The sequence below is a fragment of the Actinoplanes solisilvae genome (assembly GCF_003999975.1).
Taxonomy (GTDB): Bacteria; Actinomycetota; Actinomycetes; order Mycobacteriales; family Micromonosporaceae; genus Actinoplanes; species Actinoplanes solisilvae.
Genome location: NZ_RJAC01000016.1, coordinates 151,298 through 176,610 on the forward strand (window position 1 = coordinate 151,298; position 25,313 = coordinate 176,610).

Consider the following 25,313-nt stretch of genomic DNA (forward strand, 5'->3'; position numbering starts at 1 on the left):
GCCCAAGATCCTATATGTACGCCCGGATCAGCTCGATTTGCGGAACGGGTCGAGCGTGGTGCGGATCAGGTCGGCCGCGCCCCAGTCGTCGTCGAACTGGGCCAGCACGGCCAGGTGCTGCCGCAGTTGGATGATCGGCATCCGGGAGGGCCAGCCGGGGTCGAGTGAGGTCAGTTCGGCGTAGAGCGCGAAGAACCGGCGCGCCTCGGGCGGTGGCGCGGTGGTCCAGACGTGAGCGAGGTCGACCTCGGCCCACATGTAGGACACGGCCGGGTCGATCACCGCGGGCTCGGCGTCGGGGGTGGCCAGCACGTTCTGGGTCCAGAGGTCGCCGTGGGTCAGGCTGGCCGGCCGTTTCGGCAGCAGCTCGGGCAGCCGATGACACAGGCGCTCCAGGGCCGCGCGATCGCCGGCGTCGAGGGCCGCGTCCACGCGAGGTTCGCCGAGCCAGCGGAGCAGCCGGTGCTCGGCGAAGAAGGCGAAACCGTCGTCGTTCCACGTGTTGATCTGGCGGCGGCGGCCCAGCCAGTTGTCGCGATGCCATCCGAAACGCGGGTGAACCGTGCTCAGGTGCAGGCGGGCCAGCGCGTGCGCGAACTGCTCCCAGAAAGCCTCGCTGCTGGGTCGCGGTTGCAGCACCGACAACACGAGCAGGTCTTTGCCGGCCCGGAACACGTCAGGAGTGGCCAGTCCGCCCTCGCGCAGAGCGGCCAGTCCCTCGGCCTCGGCGGCGAAGACGTCATCGTCCGGCGGGTCGGCGAACGCCTTCACGAAGACCGGTGGCGCGTCCCGACGGGTGGCGATGCCCGCGAGCGCCGCGAGCCCACCCGCGGCCGGCTCGACCGTGACGACATCGCGAAACCCCGCCTGATGCAGACGGTCGAGGAGGAGCTCTGTCACCGGTGGTCCCTTCGTGCGCGGCCCACCGTACGCCGGGCGTCGCGCCACGCGATCCAGGCCGTGCGGACCCGGGGTGACGACACGTTCTCGCCGCGGCGGCGGGCGCTGAGCTGGTCGATCAGCCGGCTGGGGGCGTACGCCCGCCTGACGGCCTCGGACTTGGTGAGGAGCTCGCCGGTGGCGAGGGCGTGGCGGCCGCGGGCCATCGAGGTGAGCCCGAGGTCGGCCATGACCGGGTCGAGCCACAGCCACGGGCGCCGGGCGGCCCAGGCCCAATAGCCGGTGAGCTCGGCGCGGGCCGCGGCTCGGACGTCGACCTCGGGAAAGACGTCGCGTGGCGCACGCCCGACGACCGCGTAGCCGTGCCGGAAAAGCTCCGCCCGCGTGATCCCCGACAGGATGCGCTGGACGAGTTGCCCGTGTGTCCAGGTCGGATGTCGCGCTTCGACCGGCTCGACGCGGTCGACGTAGACGCAGCCGAGCTTGCGGCCGGCCCCGCTCCCGGCGTCGAGGCGGCGATGGATCTCCACCAGCGCCGCCTGGCGTTCCTCGTCGACCGGCCCGTCGGCGAGCGCGACCAGATCGAGGTCACTGACGCCGTCGACGTAGTCGCCGGTGGCCAGCGACCCCGCGACCATCAGGTCGGTGACCCACCCCAGTCTGCGCAGCTCCTCGCCGAGCTCCTCGACGGCCTCGACGGTCATGGGCGGAGCCTAATCGGATCGTTCGGAAGATCGTTCTGGTGTCCTGGCGGAAGCCCATGTTCGCGGTGGGCGCGTCTTCGGAGCGGGCTGAGGGCGTCCCGCCTGCGGTTTCTCTCGTCGTTGCCGACGCCGCTCGGTGTGGGCGATTCAGGACTGCGGGAAGCCGGGCATTCCGGGCGGTCGGCGGGCACCGCAGCGGGTTGGGAATGTCGTACCCGTCGATTAGAATGTATGTACGAAAAGGGCCTGTGAGCTGCTGATCTTCGGGCGTGTCGAGAGCGCCTGAGGATCATTGTGGGCCAGATAGGAGATCGACGTGACCGCGTCCGTTCTGAGTGTTCCCTCGACCAATCCTGTGCCCGTCATCCCGCCCTACGCGACCATGCTCGGCTTCACGCGCTACGTCACCCGCACCGGGCCGGCCAAGGCCACGTTCGTCGGCGGGCTGCGCAAGGCTCGGGAGCGCCGGTCCGGCTTCAACCCGCACGGTCAGCTCGTCAAGGCGCTCAAGGCCGACATCGCCTTCCGCACCGGCGGAAGCTATCTGTCCGGGGTGGTCGAGCTGGTCAAAGACCGGTGGAAGCCGCTGTACGACTCGGTCGTGCCCGGCGCCAAGGCCTATCTGTCCACGCTCGGTGACCCCGAGCAGGTGGGGCTCGCGCAGACGCGTGACGCGCTGGCCTCGGTGGGGCCGCTGGTCGTGAAGATCAACCCCCACTTCGGCCTGAAATACGAGGACGGTCGCCGCGAGGCCGTCCGGCTGCACTTCGACGAGGCCCCGCCGACCGCCGAGACGACTACCGCGATGCTTCACCTGATGGCCCGTCACATCGACCAGATCCTGCCCAACGCCGAGCCGGTGCTGGTCGACCTGCGCCGCGGCGAGGTCCACCGCCTCGACCAGAACGCCAAACCCGCCGACATCGAGACGTGGCTGGCCGGCGAGGCGGCCGCCTTCACCGCCATGTGGGGCACGCCCGCCGCCTGACCCACCCCGACCCGCGACCGCCCCGGCCCGACCGCCCATGTCACCCGGGGCGGTCGCGGCCACCCTCGCCGGATCCGCTCCGCTTTGCGGCGGCCCGACCTTCGCCGTGCGCGTCCGGCGGCCATCGCTTGCCGCTGCACCCACCGGCGGTCCTCACCGGAAAGGAGCTCTGACTGGTGCGTAACTTCTTGCTCAGAGTTGCGTTTAGTTGTTGGTGGCAGGCAGGTTTTACCGGATCGGGGAGTTCGCCGAACGCATCGGTCGTTCGGCGAACACGGTGCGCCGGTGGGAAGCCGAAGGGCGGATCGTCGCGAAGCGGCTGCCGTCCGGTCAGCGATACTTCGACGACATCGACGTCCGGCAGGCGCTCGTTCCCGGCTTCGACGAGGCGCGCTGCCGTACCGTCGTCTACTGCCGCGTCTCGTCGCCGGACCAGCGCGACGACCTCGCGTCACAGGTCGCGGCAATGGAACAGTTCTGCCTCGGCCGTGGCCTCGCCGTCGACGAGTGGGTCAGCGAGATCGGCGGCGGCATGGACCTGCGCCGCCGCAAGTTCCTCGCCGTGATGGACGCCGTGGAGCGCGGCGAGGTCGCGACCGTGGTCGTGGCGCACAAGGATCGGTTGGCCCGGTTCGGGTTCGACTACCTCGAGCACGTCGCCGCCCGCAACGGCTGCGAAATCGTTGTCGCGAACCAGGAAGCGTTGTCGCCACAGCAGGAACTCGTCGAAGACCTACTCGCGATCGTGCACACGTTTTCGTGCCGCCTGTACGACCTGCGTCGCTACGAGAAGGCGCTCAAAGACGATCTGTCCGGCGGCGGCAGATGAAGGTCACACGGATCGCCTACTCGCGGCACCTCAACGCCGGCAAGTGGGCCGCCCTCACCGAGCAGGCCCGCCGACTTGGGCGCGTCCGGTCACAGGTGTGGCAGTGGTACGGCTCCGTCGCCGGTGCCGACCTGCGTGACCGGCAGGTCCGTGATCAGTGGCTGACCGACGGCACGGCCGACAGGTTCGCAGTGCTGGCGAACCCGTGGAAAGAGACCCTGCGGGACGCGATGGCCGACATCGCCGCGAACCGCGCGTCGGCGAAGGTTGAGGTCCGCCGCGCGGTCGGTCGTCACGCCGCGACCGAGACAGAACGCAAACGGCTGTTCACCGCCCTGAAAGCCGAAAAGTGGACCGACGACCCGTACCTGTCCCGGCAGATGCGCAAGCACTGGCCGCGCGGGGCGAACCACACCCACAACCAGATCGTCGTGCGTGCCGACCAGTTCCGGACCTTCACGCTGACCGACGGTGGCAATGTGTGGCTCGCCGTGCCCAGTCTCGAACGTGGCCGACGCGTCGCGATCCCGCTGAACACGACCGTTTCGCCCACCGGCACCCTGCGGCTGATCCTGCGCGCCGGCAGGGTCGAGGTGCACTACCAGATCGACGCCGCCGACATGCCCACCTCGCAGCGCCCATGCGGCGAGGCGACAGTCGGGGTCGACAAGGGCTACACCGAAGTCCTGACCGACTCCGACGGCAACCACCACGGCCAGAACCTCGGGCGGCTGCTGACCGAGCAGTCCGACCGGCTGAAGGAACGCAACCGCAGGCGGGCGAAGCTCCGCTCGATCGCGAACAACGCGGCCCAGCGCGGTAACAGCGCGAAGGCTGACCGGATCCACAAGCACAACCTCGGCACAGCCAAGCGGGACCGGCAGGCCGCACGGTGGCGAGCCCGCGTTCGCACGGAGACGTTCACGGCCGTGCACGCCGTGGTGGACAAGGCCGGAATGGTCGTGGCCGAAGACCTCACCAAGACCTTCGCTGGGCGCAAGAAGCTCTCGAAGAACATGAACCGCCGTCTCGCCGCGTGGACGAAAGGTGTCACCGCCGAGGCCCTACAGAACGTGTCGGAGCGCAGAGGTTCTGCGCTCGTGCTGGTCAACGCTGCCTACACGTCACAAGTCGACCCTGATTCGGGCAGCCTCGTTGTCCGGCGCGGGGATCGGCTTCACTGCGCAAGCGGGGTCGTGTGGCAAGCAGACCATGCCGCCGCGGTCAACATCCTGTACAGGCATGGCGATCCCGACATCGCCCTGCACACCCCGTACAAGCGGGTCAAGCAGATCTTGCAGGAACGGACCGACCGCCAACGGGCCAGACTGCCGGCCCAGGACTCCAGCCGCGAGCAATCGACGGCGGAGAGCGAAACATCCGAATTGCTCAGACCTGCGCAGGTCTGAGCAATGAAAGGAAGCAGGGAATCCCGGGTTTCCGGCGCGGAATGCCTTAGGCGCAGAACGGTTGCGACGATCCTCTCGGTGTACGAAGCGGGTCAGGCGCGTCGGGGGGCGTTCGTCATGAGGGTTTTCGGCCGGGTGAGCACAGGTCTGGCATTGGCGGGGATCGCTGCGGGCGTGGTCGCGGGGGCGGCGTTCGAACCGGCGGCCGCACTGGCGCGCGGCGCGGTTCAGGACAGCTCGGCCGCGAGCGCGAGTGCTGGCGTGAGTGCGGGCGCTCCCACACTGCCGAGCCTGGTGGCGTACGTGCGGGGTGGTGACATCTACGTCAGCAAGGGGCCGGCCGAGAAGCGCCTCACCGCCGGCGGCACGAGCGCGCGGCCGCGGTGGTCGCCCGACGGGAAGTCGATCGCCTATCTCAAGGGCGGACTCCTGTGGGTGATGAAGGCCGACGGCAGCGCGCAACGGCGATTGACGACGCGCGCCGCGGCCGGACCGAGTTGGTCGCCCGACGGGAAGTGGATCGCGTTCGCGTCGCTGTCCTGCTCGGGTGGGTCCGGTGTCTATCGCATCCCCTCGGCGGCCGGAAAGACCGAGGTGCTCTTCCCCCGCGACTGCCGCGGCGAGGCGTTGCCGCCCGAGCCCGCCCCGGTCGCCTCGCGTGCCGGCTCCCTCAGCGAGCGCCTCAGCACCGACGACGCCGTCGCCTGGTCGCCCGACGGCGCCAAGGTCGCGTTCCGGGGCGGCGACTGCGAATCCGTCTACGACTCGTGCCTCAGCGTCGGCACCGTCGCCGACGGGGGCGAGCAGACCCTGGCCGCCTACGGCGGGGGCAGCCTGCAGACCAGCGGTTTCGCCGTCGTGCCGAGCTGGCGCCCCGACGGCGCCCGCCTCGCCTGGACCGCGTATCAGAAGGGCGAGACCAAGGCCGACGACAAGCCCGTCCACCTCGTCGAATACGACACGAAGACCAGGGCGAAGCGGGTCGTCGGCGGCGCCCTCGACCGCGAGCTGGCCTATCTCGACGCGAACCGGGCCGTCGCCACCGCGCAGTACGGCAAGGGCTCCTGGGTGATGGTCGTCAATCTGGCCACCAAGGCCCGCACCCCGTTCCGCGAGGGGTCGCAGCCCAGCGTGCAACCGACCCGCTAAGCAGTATCCGCGAGGTTGCCGATAAGGGGGTGACAGGTTGTCGATGGAGGATACGGATGTCGATCTCCGGACTGGGTACGGCCCGGACCCCGCAACCGCCGCTCGGCCCGGTCAACCGGACACCCCGCGCGGACCAGCCGGGGGGCCGCACCGACGAGCACCTGACCTCCCGCGACCGTGAGCTGATCTTCCAGGTCGCCGGTCAGCGCGACCCGGCCAAGCAGGCAGGCACCGCGTTCGCCGCGATCCTCACCTCCGAGCGTGCCGCCGGCCGTCTGGCTCCCGGCCAGGAGGCGTCCGCGCTCTACCTCAAGGACCTCAGCCGCCGCTATGAGCGCACCGGCGGTCCCAACCCGATCGCCGACTACCTGCCGAAGGCCCTGGAGTACCTCTCGAGCAGCGAGGGCCGGGCCGGAGGAAACCGGATCGACGTCTCAGCGTAGAAACGGGTGCATGAACCACCCGCCGATCCGCACCTTCCACCCGCGCCGGGGCCGCATGAGCGCCCGCCACGCCGACGCGCACACCGCTCTCTGGCCGAGCCGCGGCCTGACCGTCGAAGACGGCGACCGTACGCCCTTGGACCTGGATGAACTGTTCGGTGACGACAGTCCCAAGGTGCTCGAGATCGGGTTCGGCATGGGCGACACCCTGGCCGAGACGGCGGCGGCCGACCCGGAACGCGACTATCTGGGCATCGAGGTGCACACCCCCGGCATCGGCAACCTGCTCGCCCTGGTGCAGGAGCAGAACCTCCAGAACGTACGGGTGGCGCTCGGCGACGCGATGCAGCTCGTGCACCGCCTGGCGCCGAACAGCCTCGACGCCGTACACATCTATTTTCCCGACCCGTGGCCCAAGGCCCGCCACCACAAGCGCCGCCTGGTGCAGCCCGCGAACGTGGCGCTGCTGCGCGACCGGCTGCACGCGGGTGGCGTGCTGCACTGCGCGACCGACTGGCCCCACTACGCCGAGGCGATGGCCGAGACGCTCGACGCCGATCCGGGCCTCGAGTTCGTCGACCGCGAGCGGGCCGGGCGGCCCGAGACGAAGTTCGAGCGGCGCGGGTCGCACGCGGGCCGGCCGATCACCGACCTGCGCTACCGGCGTTACCGATGATTTGCCGCTTTCCGGGCATTGACGCCTTATAGGCTGACGGCGTGGCTGAGCGGCAAGACGACGCCGGGCTCTCCTGGCGGTCCGGCCGCCTTGACGAGGGCCTGATGCACGAGGTCAGCGAGCTGCACCCGGCCTCGCTGGACGGCGGTGGCGCCGACGAGCTGGCCGGTCTTCTCGCCCGGGCCGCGCAGGCGCCGATCGGCGTGATCTACCTCGTGCGCGACAAGACCCTGCGCCTGTACGGCGGTCACGGGCTCGACGACCGGTGGAGCGACCCGGACGAGGCGCTGGCCGCGCTGGTGTTGGCGAACGAGGCCGTCGACGACCTCGCCGCCGACGGTCGCGTGCCCGATATGTCGGGTGCGTGCCTCGGGCGTTCCGTCTGCGACCAGGACGGCACGGTCCTCGCCGTGTGTTGCGCGGCCGACGTCGTACCCCGGAAGTGGACCGACGAGGAGCACGCCTCGGTCGCCCAGGCCGCCCAGGTCGGGACGCTGCTGATCACCGAGCGCCTGGCCCGTTACGAGATCGACCGCCAGCACCGGTTTCTCGACGCGGTGCTCGACAGCCTCCACGACGGCGTCACCGCCTGCGACGAGCAGGGCCGCATCGTCTTCGTCAACGAGCGGATGCGCCGCTTCTGGGACGACACCGGGCACACCAGCGACGACGTCTGGCTGCAGGGCGCCCTGCGCGGGGAGCACCTGCACGACAGCGAGGTCGTGCTGCAGGGGCCGAACCGGCGCGCCCGGCACTACCTGGTCGACGCCCACCCGATCACCGGGCCGGGCGGGCAGACGGTCGGCGCGGTCCAGGCCGTGCAGGACGTCACCCGGCGCAAGCGGGCCGAGCGGTTCCGCACCTGCGAGCTGAACGTCACCACGGCATTGGCCGAGGCGTCGAGCATCGAGGCGGCCGGCCCGCGCGTGCTGGAGGCCGTGGTCAGCACCCTCGAATGGGTGCACGCCGAGCTGTGGCTGGTCGACGAGGCGGCGCGGACCGTGCGCTCGGCCGCCCGCTGGAGTGCCCCGGGCTGGCAGTCCGACATCGAGGTGCCGGTCGACCTGCCCTTCGGTGTGGGCCTGGCCGGGCGGGCGTGGCAGGTGGGCAAGCCGCTGTGGATCAGGGACGTGGGCCGGCCGCAGAGCCTGATCTCGCCCGAGACCGCGGCGTCGGGCGCCTTGCATTCGGCGCTCGCGGTGCCCGTACGGGAGGGCTTCGAGACCTTGGGGGTCTTGACGGTCTTCGCCGACTCGGTCGAGGAACCCGAGGACGAGCTGCTGGCCCTGATGGCCGGGATCGCCGCCCACATCGGGCAGTTCGTCGAGAAACGCCTGGTCGAAGACCTGCAACGGCAGCTCGTGCGCAGCAAGAACGAATATCTCGCCCTGGTCGGGCACGAGCTGCGTACGCCGCTCACGTCGATCAGCGCCTACACCGAACTGCTGCGCGAGGCCGACGAGGTGAGCCTGGTCAAGGACGGGCCCCGGCTCATCGAGGTGATCGAACGCAACAGCAACCAGCTGCGCGACATCATCAACGAGCTGATGGAGCTGTCCGCGCTGGATACCGGGCACGCCGACATCCATCTGGCGCCGATGGACCTGGCCGAGGTCGTGCGTGACTCGGTCGGCCAGGCCCGCGCCGCGGTGGCCGGAGCGCCGCTGGTCATCAACGACGAACTGCCCGACACGCTGGTGCTGCCAGGCGACCGCAAGCGGCTGCGCCAGGTGGTCGACAACCTGCTCGGCAACGCGGTCAAGTACAGCCCGGACGGTGGGCACATCGGGGTCACACTGCGCACCGCCGGACGGGCGGCCGAGCTGGCCGTGTCCGACACCGGACTGGGCGTCTCGATCGACGAGCGCGAGAAGCTGTTCACCGGCTTCTACCGCACCAGCCGGGCCCGCGACTCGGCGATCCCGGGCACCGGACTGGGCATGACGCTGAGCCGCGCGGTGGTCAGCCGGCACCACGGCAGCATCGAGCTGGTCGACCACGAGGACAAGGGCACCACGGTCCTGCTGCGGCTGCCGATGGACGCCCGTTGACAACCTGTTGACACTTGTGATCCTGCTTGATCCCGGCCGAGGGCCTGGCGGCCAAGGCCGGCGCAGACCGTCGACCTCGGCTGTCGACCGCCCAGCTCGCCGGCTGGTCGTTCCTGCTAGGAATCCTTGCGGCGACGCTCGATCTCGTCGCGCACCTCGGGATCCCACTCGTGCGGGTTCCAGTCGGCGTCGGTGGCGTGGCCGGTCAGCGGGGTAGCGGCGGGCGTCGACGCCGGTGGCGTCAGGCCGCCCAGCATCGACGTGCCGTAATAGGTCTGCGTGTACGAGTCGGTCTCCAGGCGGCGGATCCTCGCCCAGCCGGCCACCACGGCCACGGCCAGGAAGGCGATCGCCAGCAGCTGGACGACGCCGCTGACCACGACGATCGTGCCGGCCCCGCCCGTGCCGAGACAGGTGATGCCCACGCCCAGCAGGAGCAGCAGGGCGTAGACGCGCAGCACGCTGCTGACACTGACGTACCAGCCCGAGGTGTCCGAGAATCGGCCGGCCAACCGGCGGGTGCTGCGGCTCCAGACCAGCAGGGCGGCCAGCAGCCCGGCGGCGAGGACGAGCCAGGCCGCGCCGAGCAGCAGGTCAGCGGCGAACCAGTTCAGGGGCTGCGTGTTGCCCCCGACCCGCAACCGCACCAGCGCCGACACGACGGTGCATGCCATGAGCAGCACGGCGAGACCGACGACCACCCACGTGGTCACCTGCCAGCCGAGCGGCAGACCCTCCGGCGCGGCGTAGGGCCGGCACGTGTGCCCCTGCCCCGGACGTTCAAGATGACTGCCACAGCGTTCGCACAACACGGCGGAAATCATGAACGATAGTGATCAACGCTGTCTGCCCCGGGCGGCGTCGATGTATCGAACCCGGCCCCCAGGGTATAGCCCTCAACCTGGCGATACAGGAAGGACCGTTATGCAGCCGCAGCCCCCGCGCCGCTCCACGCACGCCACGAACAGTCCGCTCAACCGGCTCGTGTACGACCGGTGGGGCGAGTTCGGACGGCCGGTGGTGCTGCTGCACGGGTTGCTCTTCGACCGCACGATGTGGTGGCCGGTGGCCGCCGAGCTCGCGGGCGACTGCACGGTTGTCGCGCCCGACCTGCCCGGTCACGGGTTCTCGCCGCCGCGCTCCGACTACAGCCTCGAACGCGTCGCCGCCGACGTGGCCGGGCTCGTCAACGACCTGCGACTGCACCGCGCGCCGATCGTGGTCGGGCACGGCACCTCGGCGTGGCTGGCGATCGCGTTCGCCGACGCCTACGCCACCCACTGCCTGCTCACCCTCGACGAGCCCGCGGGGGAGCTGCCCGGTACGGTCGACGACCTCGTCGCGGCGGCCGGCCTGGCGTCGGTGCCCGAGGAGTACCGCTCGTTCGCCGAGCCCCGGCGTGATCCGGCGCTGCTGACGGCGTACGCGGGCTGGAAAGCGCAACCACCCACCCGCCGCCTCGCCGTCGCCGGGCCGGCCCCCGGTCCGGCGGCCCCCGACAACGCCTTCGCCCACCTCAACGACCCGCAGGGCTTCGCGGGCCGCCTGCGCGCCCTGCTGTGACGCTGCGAGACTGGGCCGATGGCAAAGATCAGCGTTGACTTCTACGCCGAGTCGCTCGACCTCGCCACGTCCATGACGGTCGTGCTGCCGCAGGAGGGGCCGACGCCGCCGCCGGTGCTCTACCTGCTGCACGGGCTCACCGACGACCACACCGCGTGGACCCGGTACACCTCGGTCGAGCGGTATGCCTACGACCACCAGCTCGCCGTGGTCATGCCGCAGGTGCACCGCAGTTTCTACAGCGACGAGGCGTACGGGATGAGCTTCTGGGCGTTCCTCTCGGAGGAGCTGCCGACGCTGGTCCAGCGGTTCTTCCGGGTGTCCGACCGGCGCGAGGACACGTTCGTCGCGGGGCTGTCGATGGGCGGCTACGGCGCCTTGAAGTGGGCGCTGCGTCAGCCGGAGCGGTTCGCCGGCGCGGCCAGCCTCTCGGGGGCGCTCGACGTGGCCTGGTTGCAGCAGCACGACGACCGGCCGCACATCCGCGAGGTGATGCGGCGCGTCTTCGCCGACCGCGACGTGACCGGTACCGACGACGACCTGTTCCACGTGCTGGAGAACGCTGCCCCCGAGAACCTGCCGCGGCTGATGCTGCGTTGCGGCACCGGCGACCACCTGTTCGCCCAGAACGAGCGCTTCGTACACGCCTGTGCCCGCCTCGGGATCCCGCTGGACAGCGAGTTCAGCCCGGGCGGGCACGAGTGGGGTTACTGGGACACGCACATTCCGCGCGTCCTGGACTTCTTCACGAAGGGCTGACTCAGTCCTTGTCGCGCCCCTGCTCGGCCAGGAAGCGCTCCAGCTCGGCGCCGAGCTCTTCCGCGGTGGGCAGCGGGCGGTCGGAACCGGCCAGCAGGTTGCCCTCACGGCCGCGGAGGAAGGCGTCGTACTGCGCCTCGAGGGACGACACCAGCCGGCTCGCCTGCTCGTCGTCGGCGACCTGCTTGTCGACGTCGTCGCGCACGACCTCGGCCGCCTCGCGCAGGTCACCGGTGGGCAGAGCCAGCCCGGTGGTCGTCGACAACGAATCGAGCAGCAGCTCGGCGGCGGCCGGGTAGGTCGTCTGGGCCAGGTAGTGCGGCACGTGGGCGGCGTAACCCATGGCGTCGTGACCGTTCTCGCCGAGGCGGAACTCGAGCAGATTGCCGACACTCGCCGGAACCTGCACCTTCTGCAGCCAAGGCTCGCGGTCGCCGAGCAGCGCCTTGTCGGTGGCGTGGGCGGTGACGCCGACCGGGCGGGTGTGCGGCACGGCCATCGGGATCGCGTTGAGCCCGACCGTCAGGCGCACGCCGAACCGCTCGATGAGACCGGTGACCGCGGCGATGAAACGCTCCCACTGCAGGTCGGGCTCGGGGCCCGCGAGCAGCAGGAACTCGGTGCCGAGCTGGTCGCGCACGAGGTGCAGGGCGAGGCTGGGCTCCTCGTAGCTCACGAAGTGATCCTCGTCGAAGATCATCGGTGGGCGGCGGGAGCGGTAGTCGACGAGCTGGTCGAGGTCGAACGTGGCGACGATGCGGCTGTCGAGCCGGTCGAGCAGGTTCTCGCGCGCGAGCTGGATCGCGCTGCCCGCGTCGACGAAACCGGTGAGCGCCTGGACCAGCACCGGCTCGTCGAGCTCCGGCAGATCGTCGGCCAGCTCGTAGAGCTCGTTGGGATCGAGCACGTCGAGGACCTCCTGTGGTTCCTGATGAGGGGTAATCCGTGCGAACAACCGAAGCCGGCCAATAATTCCGGGCTTCAAAGATCTTGCAACCCCACACCCAAACAGTAGCGCCGGGGGTAAAGCGTGACGGAGGCCTCACAGATCTCTGGTTGAACACAACGGATCACGAAAGGTCGCCTGCACGTGCATCGGCACGGCACAATGGCAAAGGAACGTTCCCAACCCCGCAGGAGCGATCTGGTGACCAACTCTTCGAACCTTCCCGATGTGATCACCGAAACCGACGCGCCCCCCGGTTCCCTCTGGTCCCGCATGAAGGCCGACCCGCAGTACGCGCCGGAACACCTCGCGCTCGAAGCGGTGCGCCGCCTCGGCCCCGAAGCCGCCGCCTGGGCCGAGCGCATGCGCGTCGAACACCCCGAGCGCACCCCCGACCAGCTCGCCGACCTGGCCGTCAAGCGCTTCACGACGCTCGCCCGCATCTCGGGCGCGGTCTCCGGCGTGGCCGGGCTGCCCGGCGCCGTGCTCGACGTCGGCGTCCTGGCCTGGAACCAGGCCCGCATGGTGCTGCACGTCGCCGCCGTCTACGGCCACGACCCGAGCGCCCCCGAGCGCGCCACCGACCTGCTCGTGCTCCAGCGCGTGCACAAAGCGGCCCAGACGGCGCGCCTCGCCCTGGGCGCCGCGGCCGGCCGCACCCGCGCCACCATGCTGTTCGCCGGCGCGGCGTCGCGCCCGCTGAGCGGCGTGATGATGCGATTGGGCATCAAACTTGCCCAGATGGCCGGCGTCCGCGCCGCCAAGCGCCTCTTCGCCAAGCTCATCCCGGGCGCCTCGATCGTGCTCGGCACCTGGGTCAACTCGGCCGCCACCAAAGACCTCGCCGCCCGCGCCCGCTCGCGATACCAGCGCGTCCCGGAACCCGCCCGCTAAGTTCCCCTCATGGGGATCACACTTTCCGAGGCCTGGGAGCTGAGCCGGGCCGACTCGGGGCTGGCGCTGGTGTCGACGCTGCGCGGCGACCAGACCATCCAGACCTCGCTGGTGAACACGGGCATCATCACGCGCGACCGGCCACTGCTGGCCTTCGTCACGTACGGTCCGGTCAAGCTGGCCAACCTGCGGGAGCGCCCGCAGATCACGGTCGCCTACCGCCAGGGCTGGAAATGGGCCGCCGTCGAGGGCGTCGCCGAACTGGCCGGCCCCGACGACCCCTGGAACGACCTCGACGCCGAAGGGCTGCGCCTGCTCCTGCGCGAGATCTTCACCGCCGCCGGCGGCGCCCACGACAACTGGGACGAGTACGACCGCGTCATGCGCGAGCAGCGCCGCACAGCTGTCCTCATCGACCCGCAGCGCGTCTACAACTAGCCAGCCTTCGCCGCAGAGGTCTGTCGCCGCAGTCCCGGACGGGCCCGGCATCGGCGTCGGGGCGGCTGGTTGCGGTGGCTGGCTGGTCGACCCGGGGCTTTGCGTGGGGCTGCTGGTCGCCGCGGCTTCCAAGCGGGCCTGCGTCGTGGTGCCGCGTGGTCCAATCCGTACCAGGCCTAAGCGTTTCGCCGCCCCGGCCGATCGGATCCGACGAGCGGACCGCGATCGGAGGGGACCTGCGTGCGTCGTTCTTGGTGGGTGATCGTCGCCGTGCCGCTGGTGCTGGGCGGCTGCGGCAGCGGTGACTCGCCTGCGGCGACCCCGACCGAGGCGCCGGCCGCGCCGTGGATCGTCGTGACCAGTGGCAGCCCCACCCCGTCGCCGGCACCCTCGTACGGCAGTGGCACGCGCAGCCCGTACCCGAGTGGTTTCCTGCCGTTGCCGCCCGGCGTGCCCGCCCCGAAACCGTCCGGCACCGGGTCGTGCCCGCCGGTCAAGAACCAGATCATCAACGGCGCCGCCGCCACCGCGGCCACCACGAGCGGGACGGTCACCTGGTACAACCCGGGGACCGCGAACCTGGTCGAGTACCGGATCACGGCGATCAGCCAGGACGCGATGCTGGGCGAGCAGCGCGACATCGGCTGGACCGTGGTCACCCCGGCGGCGACCTGTGGCTACATGACGGCCACGATCGCCGGGCTCGACCGGGACACGCACTATGTGTTCTCGGTCGACGTCGTGAGCAAGCGCGACAGCGGCGACGGGAACTACGCGGCCACGGTCGCGCGTTCCGGGGTGGTCAAAACCTCCTAGGACCGGCCCGAGCCCGCGGGTTCGCGTACGAGGGTCTTGTCCTCGTAGCAGTACTGCCAGCCGTCGCCTTCCTGCAGCGAGCGGATCAGCGGGTGCCGGCTGTCGTGGTAGTGGGCCGTGGCGTGCTTGTTCTTCGAGTCGTCGCAGCAGCCGACCGCCCCGCAGGACAGGCACATGCGCAGCTGCACCCAGGTGTCGCCGAGCTCGACGCACTCGGCGCAGGCCTCCTCGTCGGTCTCGGTGATGTTGATGCGGTCGAGGTGGGTGCAGGCCGTGCTGATCGTCTCTTCCCGCACGTAACGCCAGCGGTCGTGCAGGATCCGGTCGGGGATGATCCGGGCCAGGTATTTCGAGTTGGACGCCAGGATCGGTGCGAGCACGGCCAGGATCAGCACGTAGAGCGCGATGAACGGGCCGATCCGTTCGTCCAGTCCGGCGCCGATGGCCAGGGTGGCGAGGATCAGGGAGAACTCGCCGCGGCCGAGCACGGTCAGGCCGACGTTGGCCGCGCCGCGCTGGTTGAGCCCGAACAGCCGGGCCGTGATGAGACCGGCGGTGACGTTGGTGACGATCGTGACGGCCACGGCGATCAGCACCGGCACGATGACCAGGCCCGCCGCGCCGACGTCGATGCTGGTGCCGAACGCGATGAAGAAGATCGCGGCGAAGACGTCGCGCAGGGGAACGGCGATGCGTTCGGCCCGTTCCCGGATCGAGGTGCGGGCCACCACCAGGCCGATCATCAGGGCGCCGATCGCGTCGGAGACGCCGATGTCGGCCGAGATGCCGGCGACCAGCACGACCAGGCCGATCATGATGATCGCGACCAGCTCGTCATCGCGGGTGTCGAGGAGCTTGCCGATCCACTTGGCGCCCCAGCGGGCCACCGCGAACAGCAGGGCCAGGTAGCCGAAGCTGATGCCGATGCGCAGGATCAGTTCGCCGGCCGAGCTCGCGCCGGACAGGATCGGGCTGAGCAGGGCCAGGTAGAGGGCGAGGAACAGGTCTTCGATGACGATGATGCCGAGGATCACCGGGGTCTCGGCGTTGGCCAGCCGGCGCATCTCGATGAGCAGTTTGGTGGCGATCGCCGACGACGAGATGCCGACCGCCCCGGCGATCACGAAGGCTTCCTTGGCCCCCCAGCCCAGCGCGAAGCCGAGGGCCAGACCGGCGCCGATGTTGATGCCGATGTAACAGCCGGCCGCGATGAACAGGCGTTTGCCGCTGCCCAGCACCTGTTCGACCGGGAACTCGAGGCCCAGGTGGAACAGCAGCACGACCAGGCCGAAGACGGCGAGGATGTCGAGGTCTTCGGGGTGTTCGAAGGCGACCGGGCCGCCGGTGCTGGGGCCGAGCAGGATGCCGGCGAGCATGAAGAACGGGACGGTGGGCAGGCCCATGCGGCGGCCGAAGCGAGCCAGCAGGCCGGCCACCAGGATCAGGGCGCCCAGCCCGATGAGGTTCGCGTGCACGCAATCAGTCCACGAAGAAGGTGCCGGCGAGCACGGCGCCGACCTTGCGGGCCTGGTCTTCGGTCATCTCGACGACGGCGGCCGGGTCGTCGGTGCCGCCGGAGGTGAAGACGTAGAGGTGCCGCTTGCCGTCGCGGGAAACCACGATCGACACGCGCTCGCCGCCGGACCTCAGATCGACGTCATAGCGGGTGCCGAGACCCGGAAGTTCCTGGATGTGCACGCCTTTGCCCATGACGGGATCCTAGGTGCAGGCCCTGGGGATGACCAGATCAGCGCACTACGCTCAATGCCTGTGCGAACACTTGTCGTCGGGGCCGGAGCTACCGGCGGATATTTCGGCGGGCTGCTGACGGCGGCCGGGCGTGACGTGACCTTTCTCGTGCGCGAGGAAAGGGCCGTTCAACTGGCCGAACGCGGGTTGCGGGTGGGGACGCCCGAGGGCGAGACCATCGTGGCGCCGCGCCTGGTGACGGCCGGCGAGCTCGAGGGGCCGTACGACATCGTGCTGCTCGCCGTGAAGAGCTATCACCTCGCGCAGGCGCTCATCGACATCGCCCCGGCCGTCGGCGGTGAGACGATCGTCATACCGACGCTCAACGGCATGCGGCATCTCGACGAGTTGCTCAAGGCGTTCGGCCCCGAGCGGGCGTGGGGCGGCGTCTGCCTGATCCACGCCGATCTTGACGCGCGGGGCGACGTGATACGGATGACCGGGCTGCAGCGGCTCGGCTTCGGCCCGGTCTCGTGGAACCCGGACGACCCCCGCCCGGCCGCGGTCGCCGAGGCGCTCTCCGGGGCCGGCTTCGACGCGTTCGCGGCCCCCACGATCGTGCAGGACATGTGGGAGAAATGGGTCTTCCTGGCCAGCCTGGGCGCGGCCACGACGCTGATGCGTGCCCCGGTCGGCGAGATCAACCGGGCGCCCGGCGGCGTCGAGTTCGGGGCGCGGATCGCAGCCGAGGCCATGGCCATCGCGGCCGCCGCCGGCCATCAGCCGCGCCCGGGGGCGGTCAAGGTGCTGCAGAACGGGCTGGCCACAACCGAGCAGATGACCTCGTCGATGTACCGGGACATGAAGCGGGGGCTGCCGGTCGAGGCCGACGCCATCCTGGGCGATTTCGTGGCCGAGGCCGCCAAGCATCACGTGCCCGCGCCGACGATCTCGGCGGCATACACCAATCTCGCGATTCATGCCGCCCGCACCTAACCGTTACCTCTCAGCGTGCTTTGGTGAGCACATGATCGGTAGTCCTGCCTTGCGGCGGGACGGTCCCGGTCTGACCGACTGATGTCGTGCCGGGTTCACGCTTCACAGCCACCTGCCCGCATACGCGGGTCTTCTGGTCGGCTCCACGTGCTGCCACCGGGCCACTCCCGGCGGTGTCGAACAGTGCCGCGAGGGCGGCGAGGTTCAGGGCGGCGTTACGGTCCCGGTCGAGGACCAGCCCGCACGCCTCACAACGGTATTCACGCTCGGATAGGGCCAGCTTGGTTTTCACCGCGCCACAGGCCGAGCAGGTTTTGGAGGACGGATACCAGCGATCGGCTACCAGCAGACGACCACCGTTCCAGGCGGTCTTGTAGGCCAGTTGCCGGCGGAGCTCGGCGAACCCGGCATCGGCGATGTGCCGGGCCAGCCGCCGGTTGGTGAGCATGCCGGCGACGTTGAGATCCTCGACCACCACCGTGCCGTACGTCGCCGCCAACTTATTGGTGAGCTTGTGGGTCGTGTCGCGGCGCAGATGAGCGACCCTGGCATGCGCGCGGCCAAGCCGCGCCGCCGCGCGCCGCCAACGATCCGACGGACGCTGTCCCGTTCTGCGGTCGGGCCCGGTCTTGCGGGACACGGCCCGGCCCAACGCCCGCAGCCGGGCCTGCGCGGACGCCAGATGGCGCGGATTCGGCACGAGGTCGCCGGTGGACAAGACGGCCAGGTGCTTGATCCCGACGTCGACGCCGATCACGGAATCCGGCCGGGTCGGGGTTCGTTCGGCTCGGTCGACTTCGACGGTGAACGACACGTGCCAGCGCCCGCCGTCGCGGCGTACTGTGGCGGACAGGATCCGGGCGGTGCCGGCCTCGAGGCGGCGGGCGAGTTTACGGGCCGATTCGTGCAGCTTCAACCGGCCCATCCGGGGCAGCACCACATGTTTGCGGTCCGGCTCGACCCGGATCGCCCCGGTCGTGAACCGCACACTCGGGGTGGTGCGGCGGCGTGACTTGAATCGTGGGAACCCGATCGCGCGACCTGCACGTTTGCCCGTCCGGGAGTCGGCCCAGTTCTTCAACCCGCGGGCGAGCGCGTCCAGGCCGGTGTTGAACGCCTCCTTGGATACCTCAGCCCACCACGGCGCCACCTGAGGCTTGGCCGCGTTCCACAGCTTGCGCAGCCCAGCGAGAGACCACGACAGCGCCGGGGTCAGCATCCCGTCGGACACGCAGTACGAGCGTTCCGCGGCCCGCTGACCCATCACCGCCTTGACCCTGGCCAGCGCCCAGTTGTGGGCGACCCGGGCCGCTCCGGCATGCGCGAGCACATTGCGGTGCTGGACGGGTGTCAGATCGAGGGCGAACCGGTACGCCTGGATCGTCTTCACACCAGGCCACCCCCGGAGCGGACCTCGGTGACAACCCGGTCGACGGCCTGACGATCCTGCAACGTGGCCTTGAACCAACCGTCGACATCACGGCCCGGCGCCGAGATCGCCGAGGCGACACCGGAACGCACATTATTGCTCACGGTCCCCCCTTACGCGCCCTCCATCGCAGCGAAAGCAGTCTCCCGTGCTGCATGACAACTAGTCAAGAGACGTATTGTCGTCTGCCTAGTATTTGGCATGTGGCGCCACGGCGCGGTTGTATATGGGATACCGGTGACCGTTGCCCATTCTCTCTATTGACACCGTCACAATTGCCAGCCGCTGAGCACTACCGACCATGAACACGTCACCAGATGCCACCCTTCCGGTTGGGAAACCGGACACTCGTGCGGACACCCCCCAGGGCCATCGGAAAGAATGACCCCACAGGATTGAGCCGGAGGCGCGGCGGGCATCCATGACGGGCCCGGTGCCGCCCGCTGTGTGACACGCAGCGCACCGACGGTCGAGGGGTGGGAGTACGACATGCAGGTTTGGCCTGGTCACCGGTACCCGTTGGGTGCCACGTACGACGGCACGGGCACGAACTTCGCGATCTTCTCCGAGGGGGCCGAGGCGGTCGAACTGTGCCTGTTCGACCCGTCCGGCAACGAGCGCAAGGTACAGCTTCACGAGCAGGACGCGTTCGTGTGGCACGCCTACCTGCCCGGGGTCGAACCGGGCCAGCGCTACGGCTACCGCATGTACGGGCCGTACGACCCGTCGCGCGGGCTGCGCTACAACCCGCACAAGCTGCTGCTGGACCCGTACGCCCGGGCGGTCGACTCGGACATCGAGTGGAACCCGTCGCTGTACGCCTACGACTTCGAGAATCCCGACCAGATGTCGGACCTCGACTCGGCGCCTTACATGTCCAAGGGCGTGGTCGTGAACCCCTACTTCGACTGGGGCAACGACCGCCGGCCCGACATCCCCTACCACCACTCGGTGATCTACGAGACCCACGTGAAGGGGCTGACCGAGCGGCACCCCGAGGTCCCCAAGGACATGCGCGGGTCATATTCGGCCATCGGCCACCCGGCGATCATCGAGCATCTCAAGAGTCTCGGCGTGACCGCGGTCGAGCTGATGCCGGTGCACCAGTTCGTGCACGACAACCGGCTGGCCGACCTCGGCCTGCGCAACTACTGGGGCTACAACACGCTCGGCTTCTTCGCGCCCTACCAGGGCTATTCGTCGACGGGCACCCTCGGTCAGCAGACCCAGGAGTTCCGCGGCATGGTCAAGGCCCTGCACAAGGCGGGGATGGAGGTGATCCTCGACGTCGTCTACAACCACACCGCCGAGGGCAACCATCTCGGGCCGACGCTGTCGCTCAAGGGCATCGACAACCGTACGTACTACCGGCTCGTCGACGATCAACCCCAGTTCTACATGGACTACACCGGCACGGGTAACAGCCTGAACGTGCGCAGTCCCCAGAGCCTCCAGCTGATCATGGACTCGCTGCGCTACTGGGTGACCGAGATGCACGTCGACGGCTTCCGGTTCGACCTCGCCTCGACGCTGGCCCGTGAGTTCTACGACGTCGACCGGCTCTCGACCTTCTTCGAGGTCGTGCAGCAGGACCCGGTCGTCGGCCAGGTCAAGCTGATCGCCGAGCCGTGGGACGTCGGCCCCGGCGGTTACCAGGTGGGCAACTTCCCGCCCAACTGGACCGAATGGAACGGCAAATACCGGGACACCGTACGGGACTTCTGGCGCGGCGAACCCGCCACGCTCGCGGAGTTCGCGTCCCGCATCACCGGCTCGGCCGACCTCTACCAGGACGACGGCCGTAAACCCTTCCACTCGATCAACTTCGTGACCGCGCACGACGGGTTCACCCTGAACGACCTCGTGTCGTACAACGACAAGCACAACGAGGCCAACGGCGAGGAGAACCGGGACGGCGAGAGCCACAACCGGTCGTGGAACTGCGGCATCGAGGGCCCGACGAACGACGAGAACGTGCTCGCTCTGCGGGCCAAGCAGCGGCGCAACTTCCTGGCCACGCTGATGCTGTCCCAGGGCGTACCGATGATCTCGCACGGCGACGAGATGGGCCGCACCCAGCAGGGCAACAACAACGCCTACTGCCAGGACGACGAGATCTCCTGGATCGACTGGGAGCACGCCGACGAGCGGTTGCTCGAGTTCACCCGCAAGCTCACCGCGTTCCGCCACCGGCACCAGGTGTTCCAGCGCCGCCGGTTCTTCACCGGGCTGCCGGTGACCGCGCGCGGCGGCGGCGACCCGCTGCCCGACCTCGAATGGTTCACCCCCGACGGACGGCAGATGGCCGGCGACGACTGGGGCAACGACTTCGGGCGGGCGGTCGCGCTGTTCGTCAACGGCGAGGGCATCCGCGAACGCGGGCAGTACGGGCAACGGCACGTCGACAGTTCGTTCCTGCTCTTCTTCAACGCGCACGACGCGCCCATCGAATTCGCCACGCCTCCCGCCGAGTACGGGGAGAAGTGGGAGAAGGTCATCGAAACGGCCGAGCCGTCCCCGGACAACCCGCAGGTGGTCGAGGCGGGCCACAAGATCTGGGTGCCGGACCGCTCACTCATCGTCTTGGATCGGACGGTCTGAATTGCCTCCTTCCGGAACCTACAGAGTCCAGGTCCGCCCCGAGTTTCCCCTGAAGAGCGCCGCCGAGCTGGCCGACTATCTGGCTGACCTCGGGGTGAGTCATCTCTATACGGCTCCGCTGCTCGCCGCGACTCCCGGTTCCGAACACGGCTACGACGTCGTGGATCACTCGCAGGTCAATCCCGCGCTGGGTGGGGCTTCCGGGCTGAGCGACTTGTCCGCCGCGTTGACGGGCGCCGGGCTCGGGCTCGTGGTGGACATCGTCCCCAATCACGCCGGCGTTGCGGTGCCGTCGGCCAACCCCACCTGGTGGGACGTGCTGCGGCGCGGTCGCGCATCGGATTTCTCTGATTTCTACGACATCGACTGGTCGCGGGGCCGGCTGCTGATCCCGACGCTGGCCGATTCGCCCGACGCCCTCGACGATCTTCGGGTCGAGGACGGCGAGCTGCGCTACTTCGACAAGCGGTTCCCCATCGCCGACGGCACGGGCGAGGGCACCGCGCGGGAGGTCCACGACCGGCAGCACTACGAGCTGGTCAACTGGGTCCGCGGCGACAGCGAGCTCAACTACCGTCGCTTCTTCGCGATCGTCGACCTGGCCGGCCTGCGCGTCGAGGACCCGCGCGTCTTCGAGGCCACCCACGCCGAGATCCTGCGCTGGTACAACGAGGGCATCGCCTCCGGCATCCGGGTCGACCACCCGGACGGCCTGCGCGACCCGGGGGAGTACTTCGACCGTCTGCGGGCCGCCGCCCCCGACGCCTGGATCGTGGTCGAGAAGATCCTCGAGCCGGGCGAGGAGATGCCCGACTGGCCGGTCGCCGGCACCACCGGCTACGACGCGCTCGCCGAGGTGTGCGGCGTCTTCGTCGACCCGAGCACCGAGGCGTTCTTCGACACCCTCCAGCACCATCTGACCGGCGGCGAGACGTCCTGGCAGGACCTGGTACACGGGTGCAAGCTGCACATCGCCACCACCCAGCTCGCCGCCGAACTGGCCCGCATGGCCCGGCTGGTCCCCGACGTCGACGCCGCCCCGCGCGCGCTGGCCGAGCTGGCCGCGTGCTTCCCGGTCTACCGCTCCTACCTGCCGTTCGGCTCCCGCCACCTGGCCAAGGCCCGCTCCGAGGCCGGCCGCCGTCGCCCTCAGCTCGTCCCGGTGCTCGACCAGCTCCTCGGTCGGCTGCGCAACCCCGCCGACGAACTGGCCGTACGGTTCCAGCAGTTCACCGGCGCCGTGATGGCCAAGGGCGTCGAGGACACGGCGTTCTACCGGTGGACCCGGTTCACGGCCCGCAACGAGGTCGGCAACGACCCGGCCGAGTTCGCCGTCACCCCCGACAACTTCCACGACGCGGCCGACGAGCGCCGCCGCACCTGGCCCGACTCGATGACGACGCTGTCCACCCACGACACCAAGCGCAGTGAAGACGTACGGGCCCGGCTGGCCGTGCTGTCCGAGGTGCCGGGCGACTGGACCGAGGTCGTGCGCCGCTGGGCCCGCGTCGACCCGATTCCCGACCCGTCCCTCGCGCACCTGATCTGGCAGGCCGCCGTGGGCGCCTGGCCGCTTTCCCGAGAGCGACTTCAGGCGTACGCCCTCAAGGCCGCTCGCGAGGCCGCCGCCGGGACGACGTGGCAGCACCCCGACGAGCGCTTCGAAGCGGCCGTACGGGCCATGGTCGACAAGATCTACGACGACCCGGCGCTGCACCGTGAGGTCGCCGACTTCGCCGCGTCGATCACGCCGCCCGGCTGGTCGAACGCGCTCGGGCAGAAGGTCGTGCAGCTCACCATGCCCGGCGTGCCCGACGTCTACCAGGGCACCGAGCTGTGGGACTTCTCGCTGGTCGACCCGGACAACCGCCGCCCGGTCGACTTCGGCGTCCGCCGCGAACTGCTCGGCCGGCTCGACGACGGCTGGCTGCCCCCGATCGACGACAGCGGCGCGGCCAAGCTGCTGGTCACCAGCCGGGCCCTGCGCCTGCGCCGCCAACGGCCCGAGCTGTTCACCGGCTACCGTCCGGTCTTCGGCGAGGGGCGGTGCGGCGAGCACCTGCTCGGCTTCGACCGCGGCGGCGCCGTCACGATCGCGACCAGGATGCCGGTCGGATTGTCACGCCACAGCGGCTGGGGTGACACCACGGTGTCACTCGACGGCCACAGCTGGATGGAAGTGTTCACGAATACCAGCTACGGCGGGAGCCGCCTGGCGGTCGCCGACCTGCTGCGCACCTATCCCGTCGCCCTCCTGGTGAAAGAGAAATGACGCTTTTCGAGGTCTGGGCACCGGAGAAGACCGTACGGCTCTCCGTCGCCGGGGAGGTCCGCGACATGGAACGTGGCGAGGACGGGTGGTGGCGGCTCGACGTGCCGTCGGCCGGTCCTGGCACGGACTACGGGTTCCACCTGCCTGATGTCGAGGCTGTGCTGCCCGACCCGCGAGCACCGTGGCTGCCCTCCGGCGTCCACGGGCCGAGCCGCGTTTACGACCACTCGGCGTTCGCGTGGACCGACCAGGCCTGGACCGGGCGTCAGCTGCCGGGCTCGGTGCTGTACGAGATGCACGTCGGCACGTTCACGCCGGCGGGCACCTTCGACGCCGCGATCGAGAAGCTCGACCACCTCGTCGAGCTCGGCGTCGACCTGGTCGAGCTGCTGCCGGTCAACTCGTTCAACGGCGAGTACAACTGGGGATACGACGGGGTCGCCTGGTTCGCGCCGCATGAGGCGTACGGCGGGCCCGACGGGCTCAAACGTTTCGTCGACGCGGCCCACCACCGCGGGCTGGGCGTCATCATCGACGTGGTCTACAACCACTTCGGGCCCAGCGGAGCCTATGCCCCGATGTTCGCCCCCTATCTGAGCCAGGCCGGCTCGAACCCGTGGGGCTCGTCGGTCAACCTGGACGGGTGGGGCGCCGACGAGGTGCGCCGATACATCGTGGACAACGTGTTGATGTGGCTGCGGGACTATCACGCGGACGGGTTGAGGCTCGACGCCGTGCACGCGCTGGCCGATCATTCGGCGATCCACGTGCTCGAGCAGATGGCCGTCGAGGTCGAGTCGCTGTCGGTTGCCGTGAACAGACCTTTGTCCCTCATCGCTGAATCCGACCTGAACGACCCCCGGCTGATCACCCCGCGCGAGGCCGGTGGCTACGGCCTGACCGCCCAGTGGGACGACGACGTGCACCACTCGCTGCACGCCCTGCTGACCGGCGAGCGTCAGGGGTACTACGGCGACTTCGGCTCCCTTGAGGGCCTGGAGACCGTCCTGAAGGGCGCGTTCCTTCACGCCAACACGTGGTCGAGCTTCCGGGGGCGCCGGCACGGGCGCCCGGTCGACCGATCCCGTACGCCGGGTTATCGCTTTGTGGCTTTTCTGCAGGACCACGACCAGATCGGCAACCGCGCGATCGGCGACCGCATCTCGGCGACGCTCTCGCCCGGCCTGCTCAAGGTCGGCGCCACCCTGCTGCTGACCTCACCGTTCACGCCGATGCTGTTCATGGGCGAGGAATGGGCGGCGAGCAGCCCCTGGCAGTACTTCACCAGCCACCCCGAGCCCGAGCTGGCCACCGCGGTGCAGCAGGGCCGCCGCCGCGAGTTCGCCGCGCACGGCTGGGCCGAGGCCGAGGTGCCCGACCCGCAGGACCCGGCGACCTTCCAGCGGTCCAAGCTCGACTGGGAGGAACCGGCCAAACCCGAGCACGCCGATATCCTCGACCTCTACAAGCGGCTGATCGCGCTGCGCCGCAGCCGGCCCGACCTGTCGGATCCCTGGCTCGACAAGGTCGACGTCTGGCACGGCGACCAGCACCTGGTGATGCGGCGCGGGCGCACGGCGGTGGCGGTGAACCTGGCGGGCACGCCGCAGACGGTCTCGCTGCGGGCGACGCCGTCGTCGGTGCTGCTGGCCACGTCGCCCGGCGTCGTGCTCCAGCGCGACCGGGTCGAACTCCCACCGGAGAGTGCGGTTGTGGTCGCGTACCGGTAGTTGTGCGCCGGCCGTGACATTCATGCGGCAC

The 25,313-nt window shown here is 69.8% G+C and carries 24 protein-coding genes; 16 read left to right on the top strand and 8 right to left on the bottom strand.

Going from position 1 to position 25,313, the window contains the following annotated elements; all coding sequences use genetic code 11:
* Nucleotides 1–27 precede the first annotated feature (27 nt).
* Both EER30_RS31845 and EER30_RS31850 read right to left on the bottom strand, forming a co-directional pair.
* On the bottom strand, nucleotides 28–900 hold the full coding sequence (locus tag EER30_RS31845) for a fructosamine kinase family protein (RefSeq protein ID WP_127504351.1): 873 nt from the start codon (nucleotides 898–900) through the stop codon (nucleotides 28–30).
* Complete coding sequence (locus EER30_RS31850; RefSeq protein ID WP_127504352.1) at nucleotides 897–1,604, bottom strand: nucleotidyltransferase domain-containing protein; 708 nt, start codon at nucleotides 1,602–1,604, stop codon at nucleotides 897–899. The genes EER30_RS31845 and EER30_RS31850 overlap by 4 nt, the downstream gene beginning before the upstream one ends.
* A 382-nt stretch (nucleotides 1,605–1,986) precedes the next feature.
* On the opposite strand from EER30_RS31850, the gene EER30_RS31855 reads away from it, so the two are divergent.
* From EER30_RS31855 to EER30_RS31885, 7 genes are all read left to right on the top strand, one after another.
* Entirely contained in the window at nucleotides 1,987–2,592 is a 606-nt protein-coding gene (locus tag EER30_RS31855) for a hypothetical protein (RefSeq protein WP_127504423.1), read from the top strand.
* A gap of 214 nt (nucleotides 2,593–2,806) precedes the next feature.
* On the top strand, nucleotides 2,807–3,421 hold the full coding sequence (locus EER30_RS31860; protein ID WP_127504353.1) for an IS607 family transposase: 615 nt from the start codon (nucleotides 2,807–2,809) through the stop codon (nucleotides 3,419–3,421).
* 230 nt (nucleotides 3,422–3,651) lie between these two features.
* The gene (locus EER30_RS31865; RefSeq protein ID WP_205650514.1) at nucleotides 3,652–4,830 is read left to right on the top strand and encodes an RNA-guided endonuclease TnpB family protein; all 1,179 of its coding nucleotides are present in this window, start codon (nucleotides 3,652–3,654) and stop codon (nucleotides 4,828–4,830) included.
* Nucleotides 4,831–4,965: 135 nt separating this feature from the next.
* Entirely contained in the window at nucleotides 4,966–5,979 is a 1,014-nt protein-coding gene (locus EER30_RS31870; RefSeq protein ID WP_240670427.1) for a hypothetical protein, read from the top strand.
* Nucleotides 5,980–6,035: 56 nt separating this feature from the next.
* Complete coding sequence (locus EER30_RS31875) at nucleotides 6,036–6,422, top strand: hypothetical protein (RefSeq protein ID WP_127504356.1); 387 nt, start codon at nucleotides 6,036–6,038, stop codon at nucleotides 6,420–6,422.
* A 10-nt stretch (nucleotides 6,423–6,432) separates the two neighbouring features.
* Nucleotides 6,433–7,098 carry a tRNA (guanosine(46)-N7)-methyltransferase TrmB gene (gene trmB / locus EER30_RS31880; protein ID WP_127504357.1) on the top strand — a complete coding sequence of 222 codons (666 nt, stop codon included), beginning with the start codon at nucleotides 6,433–6,435 and terminating at the stop codon, nucleotides 7,096–7,098.
* Between the two features lie 41 nt (nucleotides 7,099–7,139).
* Nucleotides 7,140–9,149: an ATP-binding protein gene (locus EER30_RS31885; protein ID WP_240670428.1), complete on the top strand. Its 2,010-nt coding sequence runs from the start codon at nucleotides 7,140–7,142 to the stop codon at nucleotides 9,147–9,149.
* Between the two features lie 116 nt (nucleotides 9,150–9,265).
* On the opposite strand, the gene EER30_RS31890 is transcribed toward EER30_RS31885, so the two are convergent.
* Nucleotides 9,266–9,961, bottom strand: coding sequence for a hypothetical protein (locus EER30_RS31890; RefSeq protein WP_127504358.1), 696 nt, complete (start codon nucleotides 9,959–9,961; stop codon nucleotides 9,266–9,268).
* Nucleotides 9,962–10,073: 112 nt separating this feature from the next.
* Here EER30_RS31890 and EER30_RS31895 point away from each other — a divergent pair, with 112 nt between their 5' ends.
* Nucleotides 10,074–10,712, top strand: coding sequence for an alpha/beta fold hydrolase (locus EER30_RS31895; protein WP_164842543.1), 639 nt, complete (start codon nucleotides 10,074–10,076; stop codon nucleotides 10,710–10,712).
* Between the two features lie 18 nt (nucleotides 10,713–10,730).
* Nucleotides 10,731–11,471 (top strand): alpha/beta hydrolase, encoded by a 741-nt coding sequence (locus tag EER30_RS31900; protein ID WP_127504360.1) that lies wholly within the window; start codon nucleotides 10,731–10,733, stop codon nucleotides 11,469–11,471.
* A 1-nt stretch (nucleotide 11,472) separates the two neighbouring features.
* On the opposite strand, the gene EER30_RS31905 is transcribed toward EER30_RS31900, so the two are convergent.
* Complete coding sequence (locus EER30_RS31905) at nucleotides 11,473–12,378, bottom strand: proteasome assembly chaperone family protein (RefSeq protein ID WP_127504361.1); 906 nt, start codon at nucleotides 12,376–12,378, stop codon at nucleotides 11,473–11,475.
* A gap of 240 nt (nucleotides 12,379–12,618) precedes the next feature.
* Here EER30_RS31905 and EER30_RS31910 point away from each other — a divergent pair, with 240 nt between their 5' ends.
* The 3 genes from EER30_RS31910 (at nucleotide 12,619) to EER30_RS31920 (ending at nucleotide 14,565) form a co-directional block, all read left to right on the top strand.
* Nucleotides 12,619–13,311: an EcsC family protein gene (locus tag EER30_RS31910; protein WP_240670429.1), complete on the top strand. Its 693-nt coding sequence runs from the start codon at nucleotides 12,619–12,621 to the stop codon at nucleotides 13,309–13,311.
* A 9-nt stretch (nucleotides 13,312–13,320) separates the two neighbouring features.
* The gene (locus tag EER30_RS31915) at nucleotides 13,321–13,749 is read left to right on the top strand and encodes a TIGR03618 family F420-dependent PPOX class oxidoreductase (protein WP_127504363.1); all 429 of its coding nucleotides are present in this window, start codon (nucleotides 13,321–13,323) and stop codon (nucleotides 13,747–13,749) included.
* Between the two features lie 240 nt (nucleotides 13,750–13,989).
* On the top strand, nucleotides 13,990–14,565 hold the full coding sequence (locus EER30_RS31920) for a hypothetical protein (protein WP_127504364.1): 576 nt from the start codon (nucleotides 13,990–13,992) through the stop codon (nucleotides 14,563–14,565).
* Here EER30_RS31920 and EER30_RS31925 read toward each other — a convergent pair.
* Complete coding sequence (locus EER30_RS31925; RefSeq protein WP_205650515.1) at nucleotides 14,562–16,040, bottom strand: cation:proton antiporter domain-containing protein; 1,479 nt, start codon at nucleotides 16,038–16,040, stop codon at nucleotides 14,562–14,564. The two genes, EER30_RS31920 and EER30_RS31925, sit on opposite strands and share 4 nt — an antisense overlap.
* A 4-nt stretch (nucleotides 16,041–16,044) precedes the next feature.
* Nucleotides 16,045–16,275 (bottom strand): cation:proton antiporter regulatory subunit, encoded by a 231-nt coding sequence (locus EER30_RS31930; protein ID WP_127504365.1) that lies wholly within the window; start codon nucleotides 16,273–16,275, stop codon nucleotides 16,045–16,047.
* Between the two features lie 60 nt (nucleotides 16,276–16,335).
* On the opposite strand from EER30_RS31930, the gene EER30_RS31935 reads away from it, so the two are divergent.
* Entirely contained in the window at nucleotides 16,336–17,250 is a 915-nt protein-coding gene (locus EER30_RS31935) for a ketopantoate reductase family protein (RefSeq protein WP_127504366.1), read from the top strand.
* A gap of 10 nt (nucleotides 17,251–17,260) precedes the next feature.
* On the opposite strand, the gene tnpB is transcribed toward EER30_RS31935, so the two are convergent.
* Both tnpB and EER30_RS47415 read right to left on the bottom strand, forming a co-directional pair.
* Complete coding sequence (gene tnpB, locus EER30_RS31940; RefSeq protein WP_127504367.1) at nucleotides 17,261–18,640, bottom strand: IS607 family element RNA-guided endonuclease TnpB; 1,380 nt, start codon at nucleotides 18,638–18,640, stop codon at nucleotides 17,261–17,263.
* Nucleotides 18,637–18,783 (bottom strand): hypothetical protein, encoded by a 147-nt coding sequence (locus tag EER30_RS47415; RefSeq protein ID WP_164842544.1) that lies wholly within the window; start codon nucleotides 18,781–18,783, stop codon nucleotides 18,637–18,639. The genes tnpB and EER30_RS47415 overlap by 4 nt, the downstream gene beginning before the upstream one ends.
* 385 nt (nucleotides 18,784–19,168) lie before the next feature.
* Between EER30_RS47415 and glgX the strand changes: the two genes are divergently transcribed.
* Genes glgX through treZ form a run of 3 tightly spaced genes read left to right on the top strand, consistent with a single transcriptional unit; the run spans nucleotide 19,169 to nucleotide 25,282 of the window.
* A complete protein-coding gene (gene glgX / locus EER30_RS31945) occupies nucleotides 19,169–21,280 on the top strand; it encodes a glycogen debranching protein GlgX (RefSeq protein WP_127504368.1) in 2,112 nt (703 codons plus the stop codon).
* A gap of 1 nt (nucleotide 21,281) precedes the next feature.
* Nucleotides 21,282–23,552, top strand: a complete 2,271-nt coding sequence (gene treY / locus EER30_RS31950) for a malto-oligosyltrehalose synthase (protein ID WP_127504369.1) — start codon at nucleotides 21,282–21,284, stop codon at nucleotides 23,550–23,552.
* A complete protein-coding gene (treZ, locus tag EER30_RS31955) occupies nucleotides 23,549–25,282 on the top strand; it encodes a malto-oligosyltrehalose trehalohydrolase (protein WP_127504370.1) in 1,734 nt (577 codons plus the stop codon). Before treY ends, treZ begins: the two co-directional genes overlap by 4 nt.
* The last annotated feature ends 31 nt before the right edge of the window (nucleotides 25,283–25,313 follow it).